Raw genomic sequence first — 23,368 nt, 5'->3', positions numbered from 1 at the left:
ACCAAAGGGAGTCACGGGAGGGCCTGTTGCTTCAGGGCCCAACAGTGTGCCAAACACCCAACAACAACCACCCCACCAGATTCCAACACCACCAACGCAGTGCGTACTACCAGCCAAGGAAGCCACCATCAGATGACGATTCGTTGATATTCCACCCTTGAGCACTCGCCCAACCACATCCGGGCCGGCAACGAGTAAACACTGAACACCACCACACCAGACACTGGGGTCCGGCCAGTAAGTGCTAGTTGCTCCTTAGAAAGGAGGTGATCCAGCCGCACCTTCCGGTACGGCTACCTTGTTACGACTTAGTCCCAATCGCCAGTCCCACCTTCGACAGCTCCCTCCACAAGGGTTGGGCCACCGGCTTCGGGTGTTACCGACTTTCGTGACTTGACGGGCGGTGTGTACAAGGCCCGGGAACGTATTCACCGCAGCGTTGCTGATCTGCGATTACTAGCGACTCCGACTTCATGGGGTCGAGTTGCAGACCCCAATCCGAACTGAGACCGGCTTTTTGGGATTAGCTCCACCTCACAGTATCGCAACCCATTGTACCGGCCATTGTAGCATGCGTGAAGCCCAAGACATAAGGGGCATGATGATTTGACGTCGTCCCCACCTTCCTCCGAGTTGACCCCGGCAGTCTCCCATGAGTCCCCACCATCACGTGCTGGCAACATGGAACGAGGGTTGCGCTCGTTGCGGGACTTAACCCAACATCTCACGACACGAGCTGACGACAACCATGCACCACCTGTGAACCAGCCCCGAAGGGAAACCCTATTTCTAGGGCGATCCAGTCCATGTCAAGCCTTGGTAAGGTTCTTCGCGTTGCATCGAATTAATCCGCATGCTCCGCCGCTTGTGCGGGCCCCCGTCAATTCCTTTGAGTTTTAGCCTTGCGGCCGTACTCCCCAGGCGGGGCACTTAATGCGTTAGCTACGACGCGGAAAACGTGGAATGTTCCCCACATCTAGTGCCCAACGTTTACGGCATGGACTACCAGGGTATCTAATCCTGTTCGCTCCCCATGCTTTCGCTCCTCAGCGTCAGTTACTGCCCAGAGACCTGCCTTCGCCATCGGTGTTCCTCCTGATATCTGCGCATTTCACCGCTACACCAGGAATTCCAGTCTCCCCTACAGCACTCTAGCCTGCCCGTACCCACCGCAGATCCGGAGTTAAGCCCCGGACTTTCACGGCAGACGCGACAAACCGCCTACGAGCTCTTTACGCCCAATAATTCCGGATAACGCTTGCGCCCTACGTATTACCGCGGCTGCTGGCACGTAGTTAGCCGGCGCTTCTTCTGCAGGTACCGTCACTTTCGCTTCTTCCCTACTGAAAGAGGTTTACAACCCGAAGGCCGTCATCCCTCACGCGGCGTCGCTGCATCAGGCTTTCGCCCATTGTGCAATATTCCCCACTGCTGCCTCCCGTAGGAGTCTGGGCCGTGTCTCAGTCCCAGTGTGGCCGGTCACCCTCTCAGGCCGGCTACCCGTCGTCGCCTTGGTGAGCCATTACCTCACCAACAAGCTGATAGGCCGCGAGTCCCTCCTTGACCAGAAACCCTTTCCAGCAACCACCATGCGATGGAAGCTGAATATCCAGTATTAGACCCAGTTTCCCAGGCTTATCCCAGAGTCAAGGGCAGGTTACTCACGTGTTACTCACCCGTTCGCCACTAATCCACCCAGCAAGCTGGGCTTCATCGTTCGACTTGCATGTGTTAAGCACGCCGCCAGCGTTCATCCTGAGCCAGGATCAAACTCTCCGTAAAAAACATACGAAAAACAACACAACCACTTGGGAAAACAAGCCGATCATGCTGCAGTTCAAAAAATCCTGGCAAATTGTCACCCAAGCATCCACGGGGGTGGACACCAGGCAACCATTCACCAAATAAAATTTGGTATCAACAAACTTGGCACACTATTGAGTTCTCAAACAACAGACACACACGCTTCACAAACCAGAAAAACATCCGATCCGCTCAATTCGCGGCAACTTCTCTAGCTTACCCCATCCGAAACCACCGTGCAAATCCGCTTTGCGTGACCTACCCAGCAACCCCGAAACCCTCAACCCAAGAAAACAAAACCAGGCGCAACAAACACCCGGAAGAAATCCCGGGATCAAAAGAAAAGGAAAGCCGCCAACCGCGACCCTAACAACCCGGAAACCGTTCCCGATCCCCGCCGTCCTCGTCGCGACGACTCGAAATACTTTACACACGTTTTGGGCCGCTTCCAAATCGGCCGTCTCCCTCGCCGCAACACCGCGTTTGCCCCGAATTCACGGGGAAGTAGGGCGCTGCGCTGCCTTCAGGGCAACGCAGCGCCAAATGCGTGCTGCGTCACACCGAGCCGGCGGTGATCGGCAGGTTATCGATTAGCCGCACGCTCCCCACGGTCGCGGCCACGAGAACCAGCGCGTCACCCACAAACGGCGACTCTGCACAGTTCTGCGCCATCGGCTCCAAGGTGGCCGGATCAACCACCTCGAAATAGTCCAGGTCCACTCCCGGGGCGGAGCGCACCAAGGCCACGGCGTCGTCGGGCCGGAGCGGCTCGCGCGCCGCCGCGCGCTCCTGCATCAGGAACAACGCGCGAGAGAGAACCAGCGCCGCCTCGGCCTGCTCCTCGGAGAGGAACTGGTTGCGGCTCGAGAGGGCCAGCCCCCGCGCGGAACGAACGATGGGCACGGCACGGATCTCTACCGGGTACCCCAAATCCCGTACCAAGCGCCGAACGATGGCCAGCTGCTGAGCGTCCTTTTGCCCAAAGTACGCGCGGTACCGGGTGGAGGCTCGTGTGGAGGCATCCGGTTGTCCGTAATGCAGCAGCTTCGCGACGACGGTCAGCATTCCGTCGAAGTGCCCCGGCCTCGCCGCGCCCTCGAACTTCTCACCGAGGGTGCCCGCGGACAACAGCACGCGCGGCGGCCCGTCGGGATACACCTCGGACTCGGCGGGCGCGAAGACTAGGTCGGCTCCGTGCTGGCCGGCCAAGGCGACGTCGTCGTCCAACACGCGCGGGTAGCGCTCGTAGTCGGCCGGGTCGTTGAACTGCAACGGGTTCACGAAGTCGGAGACCACGACGACGTCGTTCTCGGCGCGCGCCTGTGCAATCAGGCGCCCGTGCCCCTCGTGCAGGGCGCCCATGGTGGGGACCAGCCCCAGCGACGCGGTGCCGTCGTCGCCGGCGGCCGCCTCGAGGAGCGCGCGGGCCGCCACCTGGAGCTCCGCCACCGTCGTGACCACTCGGGGGTGAGTCCGTATGGGAGTGTTCATCTCGTTCACCCCGCCAGTGTAAAACCGCGGGCCGGCCGCTCGGGGCCTAGGCCCCGAGGAGCCGGGCAATCTCCTGCGCCTGCGCCTGCGTGATCCGCCCGCGCGCGGCGGCGCGTTCGGCGGTCGCCCGGGCCATGGCCGCATAGGCCCGTGCCACGCCGTCGTCCTCCTCGGTCAAAGCGGCGGCGTGCTCGGCGACCGTGCCGCTGTCCCCCCGGGCCACGGGTCCCGTCAGCGCGTCTTCGCCGGCCGCCAGCGCATTTTCCAGCGAGGCGCGCATGAGCGGGCCGAGGATCCGGTCCGGACGTTCGACGCCTAGGCGCCCCAAGAGCTGGGCGGACTGCCCGGTCAGGGTGACGAGGTGATTCGACGCGTGCGCTAGCGCAGCGTGGTAGAGCGGGCGGTCCGCATCCTTGATGACCACGGGCTCGGCCCCCATCTCCACCACGAGGGCCTGGGCGATCGGCAACATCATGGCTTCCGCGGTGACACCAAAGACGCAGTCGGCCAGCCGGCCCAGATCCAAGCTCAGGCCCGTGAACGTCATGGCCGGGTGGATGGCGAGGCCGATGGCGCCGGCAGCGCGGGCGGGTTCCAGGACCTCGAGCCCGAACCGGCCGGCCGTGTGCAGCACTAAATGGCCCGGCTTGAAATGCCCGCCGTCCGCCAGCCCCTGCACCAGCGGGCCCAGCTGGTCATCCGGGACCGCGAAGACGATCAGCTCGGCCCGGCGGAGGATGTCATCGATCTCGAGGACCGGCACCTCGGGAAGCAGGTTCTCGGCCCGCTCGCGCGAGGCCTCCGAGACCGCATGGACCCCCACGATCTGATGTTCAGCGGCGCGCAAGGCCGCGCCGATCACGGCCCCGACCTTCCCCGCGCTGATGATCCCGACCCCGAGGCGGCCCGGTTTACTCATGCGTGTCCTCCTGCGTGGTGGTGCTGGGCCGCGCCCCGGCCGTCGCTGCCTGCCGGCCGACGTCCGTCTGGGCGACGCCGGTGCCGTACGGGTCGTCATCCAACCAGTGATTGTGGTCGTGCAACGCGCGGGCTGCGGCGGCCCGGTCCGCCTGCTCGAGGAAGAACTGACGCGCCACCGGGGCAGCCGCCTGAACGATGTAGGGATGCACCGGACCATCCGTGGTGGCCAGCGCAACGTTGATGACGGACGCCGCACGGGCCAACGGCCCCTGAGCCAGCCGGATCCCCTGCGTGCGCTCATGCGGGACAATGTCCAGCCGGCGATTCAGGAACCCATAGCGGGAAAACACCGCCGTGCGGGTCACGGCGAAGCCCTGCCGGCGCCACGCCCACGGGGAGAGCCAGCGGGCCGTGCGCGGCGTCGTCGTAAACCCGGCGGCCGGGCCACTGCCGGCGATGCCCGCCTCGATAAGCTCCAGCGGCTGGTCCGTCCCCGGGTTCGGCAGGACGATCGACAGGATGTTCAGCACGTCGGCCCCGGTACCCACGGGTAGCACCGTGGACCGGGATTCGCTGCCACCGGCGGCGTCTCCATAACCGGCGACGTTCACCACCATCTTGTGCCACCCCATCATGCGCCAGATAATGCCCTGCCGAATTTGGATCGCCTGGATGCGGCCCGGCGGCACCGTCTGGTGCCGCGTCTCCAGCAAACCGTAGGACAGGCGCAGGCCGTCCGGGCTGACGGCGGCGGAGAAGTTGTAGCCGGTGTTGAACAGGCCCCAGATCCACGGCACAAAACCGAACAGGCCCGGCAGCGCGTACACCACCAAGAAGGCGCCGTCGGTGGCGATCTGCAGGATGACGGCACCGATGACGAGGATCACGAGCGTCCACACGGCGCCCGAGAGGACGATTGACGCGATGAGCCGGCCGGCCGGCACGCGCACCAGGACATGCTCCGGCTGCGGGGCCGCGACCCCCTGCTGCCCGGGCTGCGGGGGGACGACGCCGTCGCTTCCCTGCGTGGCGGCGCTCGGCGCCGCTGGGGTCCGGGTGCCGGCGGCCCGGGCCAAGATGTCCTCGCGCAGCTGGCGCGCTTGGTCCAGCTTGAGGAAGGACAGCTTCATCGCAGTGGAGCCGCCGTCCGCTACCTCGAACTTCAGCTCGGCCAGCCCGAAAAGACGTGCCAGCAGCGGCTGGACGATGTCGATCGCCTGGACACGGTCAATGCGCGCCTGCCGCTGCTGCCGGAAAATGATGCCCGAATGAATATTCACATGGCTCTCGGTGAGCTGATACCGGGTCATTTTCCACGAGAGGAAGAACCCGCCCAGAATCAGCAGCAGCACCACCACGGCGCCCGCGACGAACCAAAAGAGCGAATCCAGCATGAAGTCGACGAACTGATCTTCGCCGCCTGACGGCTCGTCGTCACCGAAGCCCGGAATGATGTTCTGGATCCAGTTCTGGCCCACGCCATAGACGATCGCGACGATGACGATCCAGCCGCGCACCATCGGCGAAATCGGGTGCACGCGATGCCACGGGGCTTCCTCCGCCGAGCGGAAGTCCCCGGGCTGGGCGTCCTCGAACTGCGGCTGCGCCTCGCTCACAGCCCGGCCAGCCTTGCCTCACCGCGGTCCGAGAGCTGCTCGCGCAGACGCGCGCCCTCCGCTGCCTTCACCCCGGGAATGGTGGCGGTGACGCTCGCCGCCGCCGTGTGCAGCTGGACCTTGCACAGCCCGAAGGCGCGGTCCACCGGACCCATCTGCACGTCGACGTACTGCATGCGGCCGTAGGGGACCACGAGGACCTTGCGGAAGAGGATGCCCTGGCGGACCAGCAAATCGTTCTCCCGCTCCGCGTAACCGATCGCGCGGACGCGGCGGCGCGTGATGAGCAGGTCAATCAGGGTCCAGATCAAGGCCACGCCCGGCAGCGTCCACGCCAGCCAGCGCGGGTAACCGCCCCAGACGCCGGTCAGGGCCAGGACGAGGGGCACCGCGGTAATCGCCAGCCAGATCAGGCCGGAGATGGCCACGCCGAGGGCGCGGACGGTCACATACTTCTCGTCCACGCGGCTCCACGTGACGCCCTCCGGGTCGATGTGGCGGGCGTCAATGACCCGGCCCTCATCAGCGCTCGGCTGCGTAGCCCGGTCCGTTTCCATCGGCCTCCCCCTCTGTTGTTGCCTCGCTGCCCGCACCCGCCTGATCGTCCGGCGGAACGCGGCAGAACAGTTCCACGACCCATCCCACCACAGTCATGACAACGGATGCACCCATCATCATCAGCGACAGCGTGACGGAATTCGAGCCGGGGCCGGCCGCAAGCAGCAGGTCGATGGCCACACCGGCGTGCCAGCCGAAGATCACGGCCCCGGCGTAGGCAATGGCTTGGGCCAGCACCAGCGTCCGGGCCGCGAGCACCGGGCTAATCTCGACCGGCTCCCCGGCGAGGGACGCTGCGTGGCCCTCGCGCGCGCCGGACGCGCGGCGGCGTCGTTCTTGTTCGCGCCACTGCTCCCGCTGGCGCTGATAGGCGCGCACCCGCAAGCCCAGCAGGAAGACGACGACGGTGACGGCCCCCAGCGTGATGAGGCTCGTTGAATGCAACACGGGAGCGGCGAGGCCATTGGTCTGCGTGAGGCGATCGGCAACGACGCCGAGGACCGCCAGCGCGAGGGCGAGGATCGCCAGGATCTTCGGGCGGAGCTGGCTCACGAGCTAGTCGCCCACTTCGTTTGCATCGGGATCGTACAAGCTCAGCCCGTCGGCATCCGCGGCGCGGGCGGCGAGCTCCGCAACGGACTGCCCCGCCAGAATCGCCTCCGGGTCCATCCACGCCCACGGGGTCAGGACGAACGCTCGCTCGGCGGCGCGCGGGTGAGGAATCGTCAGATCCTCGGTGTCGACGACGGCGTCGCCGTAGGTGATGACATCCACATCCAGCGTGCGCGGGCCCCAGCGGACCTCGCGGGTGCGGTGGTGCTTGTTCTCCACCGCCTGGCAGTGGGCCAGCAGCTCATGCGGGGTCAGGTCCGTACGCACCTCAACCACCATGTTGAGGAAGTCCGGCTGCCCGTCCGGTCCGCCCACGGGCTTGGTTTGCACCACCTCAGAAACCTGTGACAGGCGGACCTGAGGGTGATCGATCAGGTCGCCCACTGCCATCGCCAGGGTGTCTTCCCGCTCGCCGAGGTTACTGCCGAGCGCCAAGACCACCGTGACCTGATCCTGCGAGCTCGTCTGCGGTTCCTGATTCATGTGCGCTCCCCTCGGTCGCGGTGAATGGTGATGGACACATCGCCAAACGGCACGGGAATCGGCGCCTTCGGCTTGTGCACGGTGACGTCCACGGCGCGGATCAACGCAAACTCGGCCAGCACGCGAGACGCAATGCGCTCCGTCAATGTCTCAATCAAGTCATACGGGCCGGCCTGGATCTGCTCGTGCACCACGCTGGCCACCGCACCGTAGTCGGAGGTGAGCGTCAGGTCATCCGCCGCCGCGGCGGCGGAAATATCCGTGTGCAGGATGAGATCAACGACGAACGGCTGCCCGTGCCGCTTCTCTTCCTCGAAGACCCCGTGGTAGCCGGTGGCCGTGATCCCCGTGAGCGCGATCCGGTCCGTCACGTTACTCGCCCTGCCGCAGTTCGCCGGCACCGCCATGACCCCACGCGGTGGCGACCTTGACGGCGTCGTGGCTCGAGGCGACGTCGTGCACCCGCACCGCCCAGACGCCAGCGGCGGCGGCCAGCGCGCTGGTGGCGGCCGTGGCGGCGTCGCGGTCCTGGGCGGCGGCCGGCTGGCCACCGCTGGAGAGGAGCGAGCCCAAGAAGCGCTTCCGGGAGGTGCCGATGAGGACCGGGTGCCCCAGCGCCTTGAACTCGGCGAGCCGGTGCAGGAGCGTCCAGTTGTGCGGGGCCTCCTTGGCGAAGCCTAGTCCCGGATCGATGATGAGCTGCTCCGGCCGGACGCCGGCGTCGAGGAACGTGGTGCGCAGCGCCTCCAGCTCGGAGAGAACCTCAGCCACCACGTCCTCATACTGCGCGTAATCGTTCATGTTTTGCTGGTCTCCGCGGCGGTGCATCAGCACGTACGGCACGCCCAGCTCCGCGACGAGCGCGGGCATGTCCGCCTCGTGGGTCAGCCCGGAGACGTCATTGATGAGGTGCGCACCGGCCGCGACGGCGGCGCGGGCCGTGCTCACGTGCATGGTGTCAACGGAGACGACGGCGCCAGCCTTGACGAGGGCCTCCACCACGGGCAGGACGCGCTGTTGTTCCAGCTCGGGGTCGATGAACGCCGCTCCGGGACGCGTGGACTCCCCGCCGACGTCAATGATGTCCGCACCGGAGTACATCAGGCGCAGCCCGTGCTTGATCGCGTCCTCCGTGTCCAAGAACTGCCCGCCGTCGCTAAACGAATCCTCGGTGACGTTGAGGACACCCATCACCAGCGTGCGTCCTGTGGGCAGGTCGGCAAAGGTCTTAACCCGTGATCGCTTCACAACGGGTAGTGGGCTGGTGGCGGGCCCGGTTCCCGGGGCGGCTGCGAGGTTCATGATGCTCCTACCGTTAGGTGGTTACTTTCCCAGAATGAGGCTCATGGCCTCGGCCCGCGTGGCCGTTTCACGCAGCTGGCCGCGCACGGCCGACGTCACGGTGCGGGCGCCCGGCTTTTGCACGCCGCGCATGGACATGCACATGTGCTCGCACTCGATCACGACGATCACACCGTGTGGCTCGAGGTGCTTCACGAGCGCCTCGGCAATTTGCGTGGTGAGCCGTTCCTGCACCTGCGGCCGGCGGGCGTACAGCTCCACGAGCCGGGCCAGCTTGCTCAGTCCGGTCACGTGGCCGTGATCGCCGGGGATGTAGCCCACGTGGGCCGCGCCGTGGAAGGGCACCAGGTGATGCTCGCAGGTCGAGTAAAACGGGATGTCCTTGACCAACACCAGCTCGTTGTGGTCGATGTCAAACGTTGTCCCGAGAATGTCCTCCGGATCCTGGTGCAGGCCGGAGAAGAACTCAGCGTAGGCCTTCGCGACGCGCGCCGGCGTGTCCTGCAGCCCATCCCGGTCCGGGTCCTCGCCGATCGCCTCGAGGATTTCCCGCACGGCGGCCTGGATGCGCGGCTGGTCCACTGCGGCCACCGCGGCCTGATTCTGTTCCACGTCGTCAGTCACACCCTCGATCCTAACGAACCCGCCTCGCACTGGATACGCGGCGAGCGGCTCGCCGTCATCCGGCGAGCCGCTCGCTCACACCGCTGCCCGCGGTGACAGGGGGTACGACGCCGGCCGCTACTGGCCGCCGTCGTCCTGCGTGGAACTGGTTCCAGGCCGCGGTGGATTGTTATCCACCGGGTCATTGACGCCCGGGATGTCCGTGACGCCGCCGCCGGAGTGCGGCTCGTCTTCGCGACCCTCGGTGCCCTTCTCGGCGGCCTCGCGGAGCTCCTTGCGGGACATAACGGGCCCGAACTCGCCGACCGGGCGGTCATCGTTGAGCAGCCAGATCTCGCGGCGATCTAGCTTGGTGAGGTCGTGGAAGATCTCCGCGATTTCCCGCTGGTTCAGCGTCTCCCGCTCCAGCAGCTCGACCGCCAGGCGGTCCAGCACCTCGCGGTTGGTGCTGAGGATCCGGTAGGCCTCCTCATGCGCGGCGTCCAGCAGCGCGCGGACCTCCTCGTCGACGACGTGGGCCATGTCCTCCGAGTAGTCCCGGCCCTGCCCGCCGTCGCGGCCGAGGAACGGCTCGCCCCCGCCGGAGCCGAGCTTCACGGTGCCCACGCGGCTGCTCATGCCGTACTGGGTGACCATCTTGCGGGCCGTGCCCGTGGCCTTCTCAATGTCGTTGGACGCGCCCGTCGACGGATCATGGAAGATGATCTCCTCGGCGACGCGGCCGCCCATCGCGTAGGCAAGCTGATCCAGCAGCTCGTTGCGGGTGATGGAGTACTTGTCCTCTTCCGGGACCACCATGGTGTAGCCGAGGGCCCGGCCACGCGGCAGAATGGTGATCTTCGTGACGGGCGCGGAGTGGTTCAGTGCCGCCGCGACGAGCGCGTGACCGCCCTCGTGGTAGGCGGTGACCTTGCGCTCGTGCTCCTTCATCAGCCGGGTGCGCTTCTGCGGGCCAGCCATGACGCGGTCGATCGCCTCGTCGAGGGCGCGATCATCGATCAGCTGCGCGTTGGAGCGGGCCGTCAGCAGGGCGGCCTCGTTCAGGACGTTCGCGAGGTCCGCACCCGTGTAGCCCGGGGTCTTCTTGGCCACGGCATGCAGGTCAATGTCTTCCACCATCGGCTTGCCGCGGGCGTGGACCTTCAGGATCTGGTGGCGTCCCGCCAGATCGGGGGCCTCCACCGGGACCTGGCGGTCGAAGCGGCCCGGGCGCAGCAGCGCCGGGTCCAGCACGTCCGGGCGGTTGGTCGCGGCGATGAGGATGACGTTGGTGTTCACATCGAAGCCATCCATCTCCACGAGGAGCTGGTTCAGCGTCTGCTCGCGCTCGTCATTGCCGCCGCCCACGCCGGCACCGCGGTGCCGGCCCACGGCGTCGATCTCATCGACGAAGATGATGGCCGGCGAGTTGTTCTTGGCCTGCTCGAACATGTCGCGCACACGGGAAGCGCCGACACCGACGAACATCTCGACGAAGTCCGAGCCGGAGACGGAGAAGAACGGGACTCCGGCCTCGCCGGCGACCGCCTTGGCCAGGAGGGTCTTACCGGTTCCGGGAGGGCCATAGAGCAGAACGCCCTTGGGGATCTTCGCTCCGACGGCCTGGAACTTCGCGGGATCTTGCAGGAACTCCTTGATCTCGTGGAGTTCTTCCACGGCCTCGTCAGCGCCAGCGACGTCGGCGAAGCGGACCTCGGAAGTTTCCTTGTTGATCTGCTTGGCCTTGGACTTGCCGAACTGCATGACCTTGCCACCGCCGCCGGACGCGCGGGACATGAGGAACCAGAACAGGAGGGCGATGAGGATGAACGGGATCAGGAATCCCAGCATCGAGACGAACCAGTTGTTCTGCACGGGCTGGTCCGTGAAGTCGTCGAGGTCCGCCTGATTCATGGCGTCGATGACGTCTTCGGCGCGCGCCGTCGAATAGTAGAAGGAGACGTTTTTACCGAGGTCTTCGCCTTCGTGCTCAAAGTTATTGGCCAGCGTCAGGTCCACGCGCTGCTCGCCGTCGAAGATCTTGGCCTCGACGGCCTTGTCCTCCTCCAGCAGCTCCAACCCGACACTCGTGTTGACCTGGGAGGCGCTCCCCCCGGTCAGCGTGGGCAGGAAGATGATCAGCGCGGCAGCGCCGATGAGCACCCAGATGACCCAGCTGTTAAAGATCTTCTTGACGTTCATGTTCGGGGTCCCGTCCCCGTCCCTCCTGATCGGACTTCGCGCGCCCGGCTCACGGCCGGTCACGGATCAACTCGCAGCGCGGCGCGTGGCGCCGGCGACAGTGCAACACCCTCTAGCTTTGCACTCACCTAGTGTTTGACGCACGGCGAGCGCCAAAAGTTCCCTCTGGGCGTAGCCGGGGAGCCCGCCGGGCGTTCGGCGTGAACGGTACCACTTAAATTGCACCTCACCCATTTCAGTGCAAAAATGCACTGCATGAGTGAAAGTGCAAGTTCGCAGGGGGCGCGTGAGCGCCGCCGGCAAGCCACCCACACCGCGCTCGTGGACCACGCCCGCCGCCTGACCGCCGAACACGGGCTGAGTGGTTTCACGGTGGAAGAGCTCGCCGAGGCGGCCGACGTCTCCCGGCGTACCTTCTTTAACTATTTCCAGACCAAGGAGGACGCCGTCCTGGGCGTCGGCTCAGAGGATCTCCCCCTAGCCACGGACTCCGCCTTCGTCGACTCCGCGGACCCCCTGCCGGCGGCCCTGAAGGACCTGTTCCTCCGCCGCTTCCCCTCCCACCAGCGCTTCGGCCACGACGTCGCCATCTTCATGGAACTCCTGCACTCGGAGACCGCGCTCATGCGCCGAATGATGCAGATCAACGAACAACGACGCCGTGACCTGGCCGCGCTCATCGCGCGCCGCGAGTCGCTCCCCGACACCGACCCGTTCGCGCTCGCTGCGGCAGGCTTCAGCGGCCATCTGCTCATGACCTCGCTGCACGAGTTTGTCTCCGAAGAGCACGCGGACCCGCCGTCGTCGTCCTCCGAGCTCACGGAGGAGGCCACCCGCGCCCGCTTCGCCCACATCTTGGAGGCCAACTTCGCGCACGCGGAACGCCTCTTCGCCCCCGCCTCACCACGTTCAAAGGACTGACATGGCCCGAACCCCTCGCGCCGGTAGCGACGGCCAGCCCCTGCTGCTGACTCAACGCCGCATCTGGATCATCTTCTCCGCGCTGATTGCCGGCATGATGCTGGCCAGCCTCGATCAAACGATCGTTTCCACCGCCATGCCCACGATCGTCGGCCAACTGGGCGGCGTCGAACACCAGGCCTGGATCACCACCGCGTACCTCCTGGCGACCACGATCGTCATGCCGATTTACGGCAAGTTTGGCGACGTGTTGGGGCGGCGGAACCTGTTCCTCATCGCCATCGCGCTCTTCACGGTGGCCTCGATCGGTTGCGCCCTCGCCGGTGACTTCTGGACGTTCGTGGTGTTCCGCGCCATGCAGGGCCTCGGCGGCGGCGGCCTGATGATCCTCTCCCAGGCCATCATCGCCGACATCGTCCCCGCCTCGGAGCGCGGGAAGTACATGGGCCCCATCGGCGGCATCTTCGGCCTCTCCGCGGTGGCCGGCCCGCTGCTCGGCGGCTTCTTCGTGGACCACCTCACGTGGGAATGGGCGTTCTACATCAACATCCCGATCGGCATCGCCGCCTTCGCGATCGCCTGGTTCGCGCTCACGCTGCCGAGCAAGCGCGCCACGCGCCGCATCGACATTGGCGGCGTCGTCTTCCTGTCCATCGCCACGACGTGCCTCATCTTCTTCTCCGAGTTCGGCGGCAACGCCGACCACGGCTGGTCCGCCCCGGAGACGTGGATGTGGGGCGCCGGCCTGGTGATCGCTGCCACCGCCTTCGTGGTGACCGAGGCGCGCGCCGAGGATCCGATCATTCCGCTGTCCCTGTTCCGCAACCCGATCTTCATCAACGCGACGGCGATCGGCTTCACGTTGGGGCTGGGCATGTTCTCCGCCCTGGCGTTCATGCCGACGTTCCTGCAGATGTCCTCCGGCACGTCAGCCGCCGAGTCCGGGCTGCTCATGCTGCCGATGATGGTGGGCATGATGGGCACCTCGATCGCCTCCGGCATCATGGTCTCCAAGCTCGGCCGCTACAAGATGTTCCCGATCGCGGGAACCGTGGTCACGATCGCCTCGATGCTGCTGATGACCACCCTCTCCGCCGAGACGCCGCTGTGGCAGATCTGCTCCTACCTGTTCCTGCTCGGCGCAGGCTTGGGCCTGATCATGCAGGTGGTGGTCTTGGTGGTCCAGAACGCGGTCCCCGCAGCCATGGTGGGTACCGCGACCAGCACCAACAACTACTTCCGTGAAGTGGGGGCCTCGCTCGGCGTCGCCATCTTTGGCGCCATGTTCACCAACCGCCTCTCCACGGAACTCACAGAGGTCTTCGCCAGTTCCGGGGCGAGCGCCGCGGAAGCCGGCAACGCGGCGAGCACGCTGGACCCGCAGACTATGAACCAATTGCCGGAAGCCGTGCGGGACGGAATCGTCACCGCCTACGCCGACTCCTTGGCGCCCGTGTTCTGGTACCTCATCCCGTTCTTGGCGATCGCCTTCATCCTCTCCTTGCTGCTCAAGCAGATCCCGCTCTCCGAGGTGGCCGGGATGGTCGCCCGCGGCGAGGCGGTTGGCGGACCGGACGCGGATCGGCTCGAGGCCGAACGCCTGAGCGTCGGGCACGCGCCGGCAGCGGCCAACAGTGCCGGCACCGAGGACCAGCGCGAGGAGGAGGCGTCCACCTCAAGCCGGACCTAGCCGAGCTCAACGCCAGAGGCCCCCGTCACCCAGTCTGGGTGGCGGGGGCCTCTGCTGCGTGACCTGTGGTGACCGCGCTTACGTGCTCAAGTGCTGCCGCGGAACCCGGTCTCGCGTATACGTGATATCCGTATAGCCGTGCGGCGCTGGCTGGCCGTCCTCACCGAGGTTGACGAACACCAGCTTCTCGATCGTCAGGATGGACTGGCGGGTGAACATGTTGCGCACCTCGGCGCGCATGGTCAGGGACGTCCGGCCGAAGTGCGTGGCGGTCAGGCCCATCTCGATCAGATCCCCCTGTTTGGCGGAGCTGACAAAGTTGATTTCCGACATGTACTTGGTCACCGCGTGCCCGTTACCCAGCTGAATGATGGCGTAGATCGCTGCTTCCTCATCGATCCAGCGCAGCAGGGACCCGCCGAAGAGCGTCCCGTTGGCGTTGAGGTCCTCCGGGCGGACCCACTTGCGGGTATGGAACGTGATGTCCCCATTGGCAGCCATGTTCATCTCCTTGTGCTCCCGGCGCCCGGCTCGGCGCCCCCTGTCACCTTAGCGGCGGTGCGGCCGCTCCGGCAGGCTTCGCGTGGAGGGTCACACGTGGGAGCCGCGTCATACTGCCCCGTTCTGCGGCTGTTTCAGCACCGTGAGGCCACGGATTCCGGGTCCGCGGCCGCCGAGAACGGGGCCAAGTGAACGCCGACCTTAGAGGGCTCAGCTCACCAGCTCACCCTCAAGCTGCTCAGCTGCGGACACCACGTGACGGCCATAATCCCGCCCAGGAGACTGCGCCGTTCGGGCTAATGGCATCGCAAGACAGATGGCGCCGACCAACTGATCGGCGGCGTAAACGCCGACGCTGACCGAGCCCAAGCCGGGCGTCCTCGAGCCGACGGATTCAACCCAGCCCGAGCGTTCGATCTCCTCCAACGCATCATCCGTACCGGCTAAGAGCCGCCCCGCGGAACCGGCGGGCAGCGGCAATCGAGAACCGGATGGATTCGTGGCGCGCAGTTCGTGTCGACTCTCAAAATTGACGATGCAGATACGCTCCGTCCCACGCCGAACCCAGAGTTGTGCCGTTTCTCCGGTCTCGTCACGCAAGCGCTCCAAGATAGGAGCAGCCGCCTTCTCCAACGTGGACCGGACTAACCGATGGCCGAGGCGAAAAGCCCCCTCAGTCGTTCGCTGAAGAAACCCATACTCAACCATCTGAAGACCGAGTCGGTGGGCCGTCGAGACGGATAGCCCCGTTCTGCGGGCCACCTCGCTAGCCGATATCGCCGACGAGCCGACAGCATCAAGGATGGCCGCTGCGCGCTCTAGGGTGCGGTTTGAGGCGGTCCCGTTGTCAGTGGTCATAGTTCCACGATAGAACGTGCCCGACTTACATCGTGCCTCGTCAAGCCTGCGCTCGCGCGATTCAAAGGAATTGAACGAGGAAGGACGTGACAAAGAGGACCACCGCACCGCCGAGACGGGTGGAGAGGGCCGCAAACGGCATCAAGTGCAGACGATCGGCAGCGCTGAGCACGGCTACGTCACCACTACCGCCGGTATCCGCCATCACCAGACCAGGGGTTATCGACACCTCGACGAAGTTGAACTTAAGGAGCCAACCGATGAGGCCGGAAGAGACCGTCGCCAACACCACGCTTGCTGCCGTAAGGACGATAAAGAGGGGGTTGGTCAGCGACGCGAGAACCTCCTCAATGCTGATGTAGGAGATCGAAACACCCACCAACAGCGCTGGCACGAGGACGGCGTTGACCATATCTCCCCAGTCAGCCGTGGAGTTCTCCAGTTCTTGCGGAAGCAGAGAAAAGATCTTGACGAGAGCAGCGGCGACGATCGTCCACGCATAGGGGTGCATGAAGGTGAGATAAGCACCGAGCAGTTCCCCGAGCACGAAGAGTCCACCAGCGATCAGTAGGCCCTGCCCCAAAGCGATGAATGACGAGGCCTTCCGCTTCTCGGGCAGGCTCAGCTCGGCGGCGGTGCCCTTAACACGCATCAGCTGTCCGTAGCCGTTGAAACCAACGAACAATTGCCGGCGCGCTTTGCTGAGAGCGTTGTAGATTCCAGCGATCAGAATGCAGAAGATGTTGGCGATGACCACCACGGACATGAGATCGCCCATGAACGCACCGGAATCAGTGCCGGTCTGTGCCGCATACATCTCCGACATGGGCAGCGCACCCAGGCCCAATCCACCCGCCATAGCCGGTGCAGCGACGAAGAGGATGCCCTCGATGAATCCTTGACCGAACAGCGCAGAAAGAGCCCCCACCACGAGGAAGGTCACGGCGATGCAGCCCAGCAGGGGCGCCGCGAATCGCGGACCAGCCTTCATGAGGAGCTGCCGCGGCATGCCGAGGAGGGAACCGGCAATGATCGCGACGATGAAAAAGTCGAGGAAGCCTTGCTCCGCAACAAAAATCGTGGCGACGTCGATCAGAGGCTGCGGCATGAGCCCGAAGTAGATCAGCGTGGCCGGACCGAAGGTGCACAGGATGGTCGGAAGGCCAAAGTCCCGTACCTTGGGAATCAGATTGCCCAGCCAGATGAACAGTCCCCCGAGCAGGATCGTCAGCGTAAATCCGCTCACCATGGAAGTCGGTAGGTTGCCCGTCACGGCGGCAATCAGCACAACGGCCGTCAGGACAAGGTAGATGGGAGCGGGCACGCTGCTGATCTTCGTACCGAGGGCCGCGGGAAAGTGCACCCCTGGTCGATCATCCGAAGTGCCGGTTACTGGTCGTGAGACTCCCGAACCTGACTCTTGAGCCAGCTCATCAGTCTTGTGGGTTGGTGATGAAGACATCGTCGTCCTCTTTTCTTCTCGTTGTTGAATCGTAGGTGCGTCGCGGCAAGGCCGCTCTAGGACGCGTGCGTCGCATGAGGGGGAGACATCCGAACAATGGCTCGCGCTTGATCGGCCGCCTCGGCTAGGAGTTCCTCATTGATCCCCGTCTGATGCCCGGAAGCATGGAGATGACGAACGAGTGCTTCCGTGGCTAGATTTCCGGCGGCCCCGGGGGCGAAGGGGCACCCGCCGAACCCTGCGAGGGCGGCGTCGAATCGCGTCACCCCCGCGGCGATCGCCACGTCGACACTGCGTAGGGCCTGGCCGTGCGCGTTATGTAGGTGCAAGGAATACGTCACGTCAGGCTCCGCAGCCTGCACCGCCTCGAGGCTTGCGCCGATCTGGGCTGGGTTGGTGGTTCCCACCGTGTCCGCCAAGCCAATACTGTGCACTCCCATGGTCAAGAACCCGCGTACCAAGCCGATGACGCGCTCCGGCTCAATCGGGCCTTCGATGGGGCAGGTAAAAGCAGTGGAGATCCCCGCATGAAACCTCAACTCAGGATGACGCGCCACCTCGGCTGCCAGTTCTTCCATGGCCACTTCGGTGCTGCGGCCAGCGTTGGCTGCACTGTGAGCTTGGCTGGCCGAGGCGACGATCTGGACATCGGTCGCGCCGGCCTCCGCAGCTCGGCGTACTCCGCGCGCATTCAACGCCAGCACCGTGAGCTCCGACGCCGTCGTCTGCTGCAATCGAGCCAGCACCTCTTCGGTGCCTCTCATCTGCGGCACGCGTTGGGGGTTTACCAGCGACCCCACCTCGAATCGCCCCACTCCTGCGGCGGCGAGCAACTCGCCCGTGTGCACGCGGTCAGCAACGGAGACGATGACGTCTTCATCTTGGAGTCCATCGCGTAGGAAAACATCGGTCACGTGAATGTTCATGCGGACCGACCTGCCGAGCTATTGGTGCCGGAAACCGCCAACCGAGACAGCACTTCCTCCGTGTGGGCTCCCAAGTCCGGTCCGACCCAGCGCACGATGCCCTCGCGGCCGGGCAGGACAGGCACGACGCCGGGGAAACGGACGTCCTCCGGCTCATCCTCGATGACGACTTGGTGCTTTTGGACCATTCCGCGCGCCAGAAAGTGCTCGTCCTCCGCAATCGACGGCGCGTCATAGACCGGGCCAGCTGGTACGCCGGCCGCATTCAATGCGTGCAGCGCCTCTCCGAGCGGACGTGCTTGAGTCCACGCTGAAATGAGGCCGTTAAGCTCCTCTTCTCTCGCACTGCGCGCCTCCGTGGATTCCAGCGCAACGTCGTCCGCCAAGTCCTCACGACCGACCGCGCGCATGAGCCGTTTGAAGACGGAGGCCGAATTGCCGCCAATCACGACTTCAAGGCCATCGCCGGTGGGATAGGACCCGGTGGGCACCACGCCTGGGAGGTGGCCCCCGGTGCGCTGACGCACCATGCCGTAGGCGTCGTAATCCGGGACCAGGGATTCCAAGAGGCTAAAGACACCTTCGTACAGCGCCACATCGACGAGGGGAGCTGCATCGCTTTGTCCTCCGCGGCTGCGTTGCAGCATGATGATGAGGGCTCCGATGACGCCGTAGAGGCCCGCGACCGTATCAGCCAAGCTGGCCGCGGACCGCGCCGCTGGCCGGTCTGGCTCTCCGGTGATGTAGCGAAGCCCGCCGAAGGCTTCCGCCGAGCTTCCGAATCCTGCGCGGTCACGGTACGGGCCCGTTTGCCCATACCCCGAAATCCGAACAAAGACGAGATCCGGATTGATGGCTTGTAGCTCATCCGGCCCCAGCCCCCACCCTTCGAGGACGCCAGGACGGAAGTTCTCGATCAGCACGTCACACTCGGCGGTCAACTGCCGAACGGCCTCTTGACCTTCTTCCGTTCGGAGGTCCAACACCACGGACTTCTTATTCCGTGCCATGGTCCTAAAGAGCATTGACGTGCCGCCGCGCGCCTTGCGCCAATCGCGCAGCTCATCGCCCGTCCCCGGCTTTTCAATCTTGATGACTTCTGCCCCGAAATCGGCGAACACGCGCCCGGCAAACGGGGCGGCGATGAAGTTTCCTAGTTCAAGAACGCGGACTCCTTCGAGGGGTAGACCGGACGTACTGTGCTTCGACATCCCTCCTCCAATCTCCCATCCAGTGGGAACTCTTTATCATTCAGCGCAGAGAAGGTAGCAGGCAGATGTGAGCTACGCAACAGACTTCAATTCTCGATTCGGAGACTCCGCATCGTGGCGGCGTGCTTGCGACCTGCATCACACGCTGCTAGCGTCTTCCTACTCAATAGATCAAAGATCCCACCCAGTGGGACAAGTCGCGGCGCATCAGTGTCGATGCGGTCCCCCGGCGACACGAGAGACAGGAAAACCATGACCCGCTACAACATCTCGGTGATTCCGGGAGACGGGATCGGCCCCGAGGTCATCAATGCGGCCACAACTGTGCTGGACGCATGCCAGAACCACTACGGGCTCGAGCTCGACTACACCTTTCACGACTTCAGCGCTGACCTCTACCGACGGACGGGGCGCAAGATCACTCCGGCCGACATGGATGAGATCGGTACGTCCGACGCCGTCCTATTCGGCGCGATGGGCTTGCCGGATGTCCGTACCCCCGAAGGCCTCGAGCTCGGGGCTCAGGTAGAAATGCGCGCCCACTACGGTCTTTTCGCGAGTCTCCGCCCGGTACGCCTCTACGAAGGCGTCACCAGTCCGGTCAAAGCGGACTCCATTGACATGCTGGTGATCCGCGAAACGACCGAAGGGATGTTTGCCGGCCTCAACGACAAGCACGAACCCAGTGATGAAACGGCCAGCGATCGCATGACCATTACGAGGGCCACGAGCGAAAAGCTTTTCGACGTGGCCTTCGCCCAAGCGCGCGCCCGCCGTGAACGTGGCACACCGGGGCACGTCACCCTGCTGCACAAGTCCAATGCCCTGCGCAGCAACGTGTTGCTGGAGAAGGTCTTCGACGAGGTCGCGGCGCGAAACACGGACATTGGCAGCGCTAAGTACTACATTGACGCCGGCTCCATGCACATGGTCATGGACCCGAGCAGGTTCGACGTCGTCGTCTCAGAAAACATCTTTGGCGACATCGTCTCAGAGATCGCCGCGGGGCTCGTGGGCGGACTGGGCGTTGCCCCCTCCGCGGACGTGAGCCTGACCCACGGGGTGTTTCAGCCGTCGCACGGGAGCGCGCCGGACATTGCGGGACAAGACGTCGCGAACCCAATCGCCATGATTCTCTCCGCTGCCATGATGCTCACCTGGCTCGGCGAGCGCCGGGATGACCAGCGCTGCACGATCGTGGCCGAGCACATCCAGACCGCCGTGCGAACCACGCTCGCGTCCGGTCCACGCCCTCGCGACCTGGGTGGTTCCGCCCCCACGCGCGAAGTGGTCGAGGCCATCATCAGCAATCTGCCCGCCTCAGACGCGGCCACGTCGGAAGGTCTCAAATGACGTACAAGGTCCTCTTCGTCAATCCGCTCAATGACTACATTGATCGGCTGGTTGAGGCGACTCCCGAAGGGTTCGCCGTCGCAGTAATGCCCCCGGAGACTGACGTTTCGCGTTTGTGCCAAGAGGCCGCCGACGCAGACTTCATCATCTCCGGCGTCGAGGTACCGGAAGAGGTGTTCCGCGCCGCGCCCAACGTGCAGTTCATCCAATACATGAGCTCGGGATACGGGCAGCTTCCCCTGGAGACCCTCAACGATCTCGGCGTTCCGGTGGCGCAGATGAAGACTCACTCGATTTCCGTTGCCGAACACGCGCTGACACTGATGCTGACCGTCCTGCGCCGGATTCCTGCCTCGACGCAGTTGCTACGCGAAGGCAAGTGGCGCCAAGACCTTGATGAGACGTCTTACTCAGAGCTCTACGGCAAGACCGTTGGCATCGTCGGGCTCGGCAACATTGGACGTTGGGTCGGGCGAATCGTGCGGCACGGGTTTGGGGCCAACGTGATCTTCTACGACGACGCGGAGATTCCGCTGACGGTTTCCGAGCTGCTCGATGCCCGCGCGGTTCCCCTGGATGAACTCATGGAGAACTCCGACGTCGTCTGCGTCAACCTGCCACTCAATGATCGGTCCGGCCAGCTCATCGGCGAGACCGAACTTGGCCTCATGAAATCCAGCGCTGTTCTCGTCAACGTCGGGCGAGGCGAGGTGATCGACGAATCGGCTCTCATCCGTGCCCTGCAGGAAGGCCGAATCGCCGGAGCCGGCTTAGATGTCTACGATCGCGAACCGTTGGACCTGAAGAGCCCATTGCTCGACCTCGAACAAGTCGTCTGCACTCCGCACATGGCCGGAGTCGGGTGGGAAAACGTCCAGCGTCGGATCGCCACCGTGTGGGAGAACATTCAGGCGGTCGCTCAAGGCGAAACCCCGCGCGGAGTCGTGACCACGAACGCCCGGGTGTTGGAGGAGGCCTCATGAACCCCGCACCATCAGAGGGCACCGTCTCCGCGGCCGTCGCCCAGGTTGTGGCAACCCAGGCCAGCGACGTCTTTGCTCTCATGGGCAACGGCAATGCCTATTTCACGGATGCGTTAGCCCGAGCAACTGACGTCCGCGTCACCGCCGTGCGGCACGAGCAGGCTACCGTAGCGTCAGCAGATGCCTACCACCGCGCCACGCGGCGGATCGCGGTGGCCACAACAACGTATGGGCCCGGGTTTACGAATACACTCACGGCACTCGCTGAAGCCGCGCTAGCACGCATTCCACTGGTCTTTGTGGTGGGCGACGCCCCAGCTTCCGGGCGTCGTCCGTGGGATCTTGACCAGAAGGCCCTAGCCGAGGCCACCGGCGCCCTCACTCTCACGGTGAACGCCGCGACGCCGCGCGCCGACACTCTGCGGGCCTTCGCGCTCGCGACATCACAGCGCCGTCCGGTAGCGCTCTTCATCCCCCACGACGTCGCCGGTGCGCCCGCGCAGGACGCGGCCCCTGACCAGAAATTCGCCGACGCAACGCAGCGTGTTAGGCCCGAGCACTCCACAGAGGCCCGCAACCTACCCGAGCTGAGCCGCGCCGTACAGATCCTCGCGCAGGCCAAACGCCCCCTGATCTTGGCCGGCCGTGGGGCGCGACATGCCGCCGCCGAACTGGGCGACTTGGCCGACCGCCTTGGCGCGCTGACTGCTAGCACAGCCCCCGCTCGCGGGACCTTCGCTGGGCGAGAATGGGACCTCGGTGTGTGCGGCGGTTTTGCTTCCGAAGCGTCATCCGCACTGATCCACCGCGCTGACGTAGTCCTTGCGGCTGGCGCTGCACTGAACCAATTCACCACGTCCTTCGGTGACCAGTTCGCCTCAGACGCCGTCGTCGTCCAAATCGACATAGAGGACCTGCCGACGGCGCCGCGGGTGGACCTCCACCTCAGCGGTGATAGCCGCGCTGTGACGCGGGACGTGCTGACCGCCCTCGCCGACCACCCGGTGCCAACAAAGCGCTGGGCAGGGGAAGCGCCCGCCGCGCAGCAGTCCCAACTCAGTCTCGACCGCGATCCCGGCAGCGGTATCGCTGCAGATGGCCGCCTCGATCCGCGCAGCGCCATGGTGGCCCTCAACACCATCCTGCCGCAGAGGCGGCAAATCGTCTCCGACGGTGGGCACTTTATTGGGTGGGCCAACGGCTACTTCGATGTTCCCGAGCCCGATTCGCTTCTCCTCGTCGGCACGCACTTTCAGGCCATCGGACTGGGTTTTCCGGCAGCGCCGGGCGCACTACGGGCCCGCCCGGACGTGACAACCGTCTTAGTGACGGGGGACGGCGGGGGACTGATGGGAATTTCCGACCTAGACACGGTCATTCGTCAGGCCGCGAGCGCCGTGGTCCTAGTGTTCAATGACGCTTGCTATGGCGCGGAAATTCACCAGTACGGCTCCCGCGGATTCGACGAGGCGGTCATGGAAATCGATGAGGTCGACTTTGCCGGAATAGCCCGTGGGCACGGCGCCGAGGCCGCGGTGGTGAAAACCATGGACGACCTGGAGACCGTGCGGACTTGGGTGAGCGAGGGTGCGCGTGGAACGCTCGTCGTTGATCTGCGCATCAGCCGCACCGTCGTTGCACCGTTCCTTACCGAGATCATTGACAAAACCATGCGCTAAACAGGCCGCAGTGGGCGGGTGTGGAGTAGGACGCCGGAGCAGCGTCATTCCGCCCCGTTCTGCGTCTGTTTCAGCACCGTGAGGCCACGGATTCCGGGCCCCCGGCCGCCGAGAACGGGGCCAACTGAATGTGGCCCCGTGAGGGTTGCACGGGGACGAGGCAGCCAGCGGCGGACGAGCGGGGCGCCGCCGC

Annotated in this window: 20 protein-coding genes and 1 rRNA gene; 5 read left to right on the top strand and 16 right to left on the bottom strand. The window is 64.9% G+C overall.

The genetic code is table 11. The annotated features are described in order from the left end of the window. Window positions 1–259 precede the first annotated feature (259 nt). The 11 genes from IW252_RS08005 to ftsH form a co-directional block, all read right to left on the bottom strand. A 16S ribosomal RNA gene (locus tag IW252_RS08005) occupies window positions 260–1,782 on the bottom strand. 576 nt (window positions 1,783–2,358) lie between these two features. Next, window positions 2,359–3,294, bottom strand: coding sequence for a pantoate--beta-alanine ligase (panC, locus tag IW252_RS08000; protein WP_196837189.1), 936 nt, complete (start codon window positions 3,292–3,294; stop codon window positions 2,359–2,361). 46 nt (window positions 3,295–3,340) lie between these two features. Next, window positions 3,341–4,213: a Rossmann-like and DUF2520 domain-containing protein gene (locus IW252_RS07995; protein ID WP_196836073.1), complete on the bottom strand. Its 873-nt coding sequence runs from the start codon at window positions 4,211–4,213 to the stop codon at window positions 3,341–3,343. Continuing rightward, the gene (locus IW252_RS07990; RefSeq protein ID WP_196836072.1) at window positions 4,206–5,831 is read right to left on the bottom strand and encodes a PH domain-containing protein; all 1,626 of its coding nucleotides are present in this window, start codon (window positions 5,829–5,831) and stop codon (window positions 4,206–4,208) included. The genes IW252_RS07995 and IW252_RS07990 overlap by 8 nt, the downstream gene beginning before the upstream one ends. Further along, entirely contained in the window at window positions 5,828–6,340 is a 513-nt protein-coding gene (locus IW252_RS07985; RefSeq protein ID WP_408065784.1) for a PH domain-containing protein, read from the bottom strand. The genes IW252_RS07990 and IW252_RS07985 overlap by 4 nt, the downstream gene beginning before the upstream one ends. 13 nt (window positions 6,341–6,353) lie before the next feature. Continuing rightward, entirely contained in the window at window positions 6,354–6,941 is a 588-nt protein-coding gene (locus IW252_RS07980) for a DUF3180 domain-containing protein (protein WP_196836070.1), read from the bottom strand. A gap of 3 nt (window positions 6,942–6,944) precedes the next feature. Further along, complete coding sequence (gene folK, locus IW252_RS07975) at window positions 6,945–7,484, bottom strand: 2-amino-4-hydroxy-6-hydroxymethyldihydropteridine diphosphokinase (RefSeq protein WP_196836069.1); 540 nt, start codon at window positions 7,482–7,484, stop codon at window positions 6,945–6,947. Beyond that, window positions 7,481–7,855, bottom strand: a complete 375-nt coding sequence (gene folB, locus IW252_RS07970) for a dihydroneopterin aldolase (RefSeq protein WP_331271489.1) — start codon at window positions 7,853–7,855, stop codon at window positions 7,481–7,483. The genes folK and folB overlap by 4 nt, the downstream gene beginning before the upstream one ends. 1 nt (window position 7,856) lies before the next feature. Next, window positions 7,857–8,786: a dihydropteroate synthase gene (gene folP / locus IW252_RS07965; RefSeq protein ID WP_231365956.1), complete on the bottom strand. Its 930-nt coding sequence runs from the start codon at window positions 8,784–8,786 to the stop codon at window positions 7,857–7,859. Window positions 8,787–8,807: 21 nt separating this feature from the next. After that, window positions 8,808–9,410: a GTP cyclohydrolase I FolE gene (gene folE / locus IW252_RS07960; protein ID WP_408065766.1), complete on the bottom strand. Its 603-nt coding sequence runs from the start codon at window positions 9,408–9,410 to the stop codon at window positions 8,808–8,810. A gap of 117 nt (window positions 9,411–9,527) precedes the next feature. Further along, window positions 9,528–11,591: an ATP-dependent zinc metalloprotease FtsH gene (gene ftsH / locus IW252_RS07955; protein WP_196836067.1), complete on the bottom strand. Its 2,064-nt coding sequence runs from the start codon at window positions 11,589–11,591 to the stop codon at window positions 9,528–9,530. Window positions 11,592–11,846: 255 nt separating this feature from the next. On the opposite strand from ftsH, the gene IW252_RS07950 reads away from it, so the two are divergent. Next, entirely contained in the window at window positions 11,847–12,512 is a 666-nt protein-coding gene (locus IW252_RS07950) for a TetR/AcrR family transcriptional regulator (protein WP_196836066.1), read from the top strand. A 1-nt stretch (window position 12,513) separates the two neighbouring features. After that, on the top strand, window positions 12,514–14,202 hold the full coding sequence (locus IW252_RS07945; RefSeq protein WP_196836065.1) for an MDR family MFS transporter: 1,689 nt from the start codon (window positions 12,514–12,516) through the stop codon (window positions 14,200–14,202). Window positions 14,203–14,280: 78 nt separating this feature from the next. On the opposite strand, the gene IW252_RS07940 is transcribed toward IW252_RS07945, so the two are convergent. From IW252_RS07940 to IW252_RS07920, 5 genes are all read right to left on the bottom strand, one after another. Continuing rightward, the gene (locus tag IW252_RS07940) at window positions 14,281–14,703 is read right to left on the bottom strand and encodes an acyl-CoA thioesterase (RefSeq protein ID WP_196836064.1); all 423 of its coding nucleotides are present in this window, start codon (window positions 14,701–14,703) and stop codon (window positions 14,281–14,283) included. 210 nt (window positions 14,704–14,913) lie between these two features. After that, complete coding sequence (locus IW252_RS13800; protein ID WP_196836063.1) at window positions 14,914–15,561, bottom strand: IclR family transcriptional regulator domain-containing protein; 648 nt, start codon at window positions 15,559–15,561, stop codon at window positions 14,914–14,916. Window positions 15,562–15,622: 61 nt separating this feature from the next. After that, window positions 15,623–16,885, bottom strand: a complete 1,263-nt coding sequence (locus tag IW252_RS07930; RefSeq protein ID WP_331271488.1) for a 2-hydroxycarboxylate transporter family protein — start codon at window positions 16,883–16,885, stop codon at window positions 15,623–15,625. Between the two features lie 194 nt (window positions 16,886–17,079). After that, window positions 17,080–17,937 (bottom strand): hydroxymethylglutaryl-CoA lyase, encoded by an 858-nt coding sequence (locus IW252_RS07925; protein ID WP_331271487.1) that lies wholly within the window; start codon window positions 17,935–17,937, stop codon window positions 17,080–17,082. A gap of 8 nt (window positions 17,938–17,945) precedes the next feature. After that, complete coding sequence (locus tag IW252_RS07920) at window positions 17,946–19,160, bottom strand: CaiB/BaiF CoA transferase family protein (RefSeq protein ID WP_196836060.1); 1,215 nt, start codon at window positions 19,158–19,160, stop codon at window positions 17,946–17,948. A gap of 252 nt (window positions 19,161–19,412) precedes the next feature. Here IW252_RS07920 and IW252_RS07915 point away from each other — a divergent pair, with 252 nt between their 5' ends. Genes IW252_RS07915 through IW252_RS07905 form a run of 3 tightly spaced genes read left to right on the top strand, consistent with a single transcriptional unit; the run spans window position 19,413 to window position 23,175 of the window. Next, on the top strand, window positions 19,413–20,513 hold the full coding sequence (locus IW252_RS07915) for an isocitrate/isopropylmalate dehydrogenase family protein (protein ID WP_196836059.1): 1,101 nt from the start codon (window positions 19,413–19,415) through the stop codon (window positions 20,511–20,513). Beyond that, complete coding sequence (locus IW252_RS07910) at window positions 20,510–21,496, top strand: NAD(P)-dependent oxidoreductase (protein WP_196836058.1); 987 nt, start codon at window positions 20,510–20,512, stop codon at window positions 21,494–21,496. The genes IW252_RS07915 and IW252_RS07910 overlap by 4 nt, the downstream gene beginning before the upstream one ends. Then, window positions 21,493–23,175 (top strand): thiamine pyrophosphate-binding protein, encoded by a 1,683-nt coding sequence (locus IW252_RS07905; protein ID WP_196836057.1) that lies wholly within the window; start codon window positions 21,493–21,495, stop codon window positions 23,173–23,175. The genes IW252_RS07910 and IW252_RS07905 overlap by 4 nt, the downstream gene beginning before the upstream one ends. Window positions 23,176–23,368 lie beyond the last annotated feature (193 nt).

It is taken from the genome of Zhihengliuella flava, assembly GCF_015751895.1.
In the GTDB taxonomy this organism is placed as follows: Bacteria; Actinomycetota; Actinomycetes; order Actinomycetales; family Micrococcaceae; genus Zhihengliuella; species Zhihengliuella flava.
The sequence above is the reverse complement of the archived record's forward strand: the minus strand, read 5'-3'. Positions and strand labels throughout refer to the sequence as shown.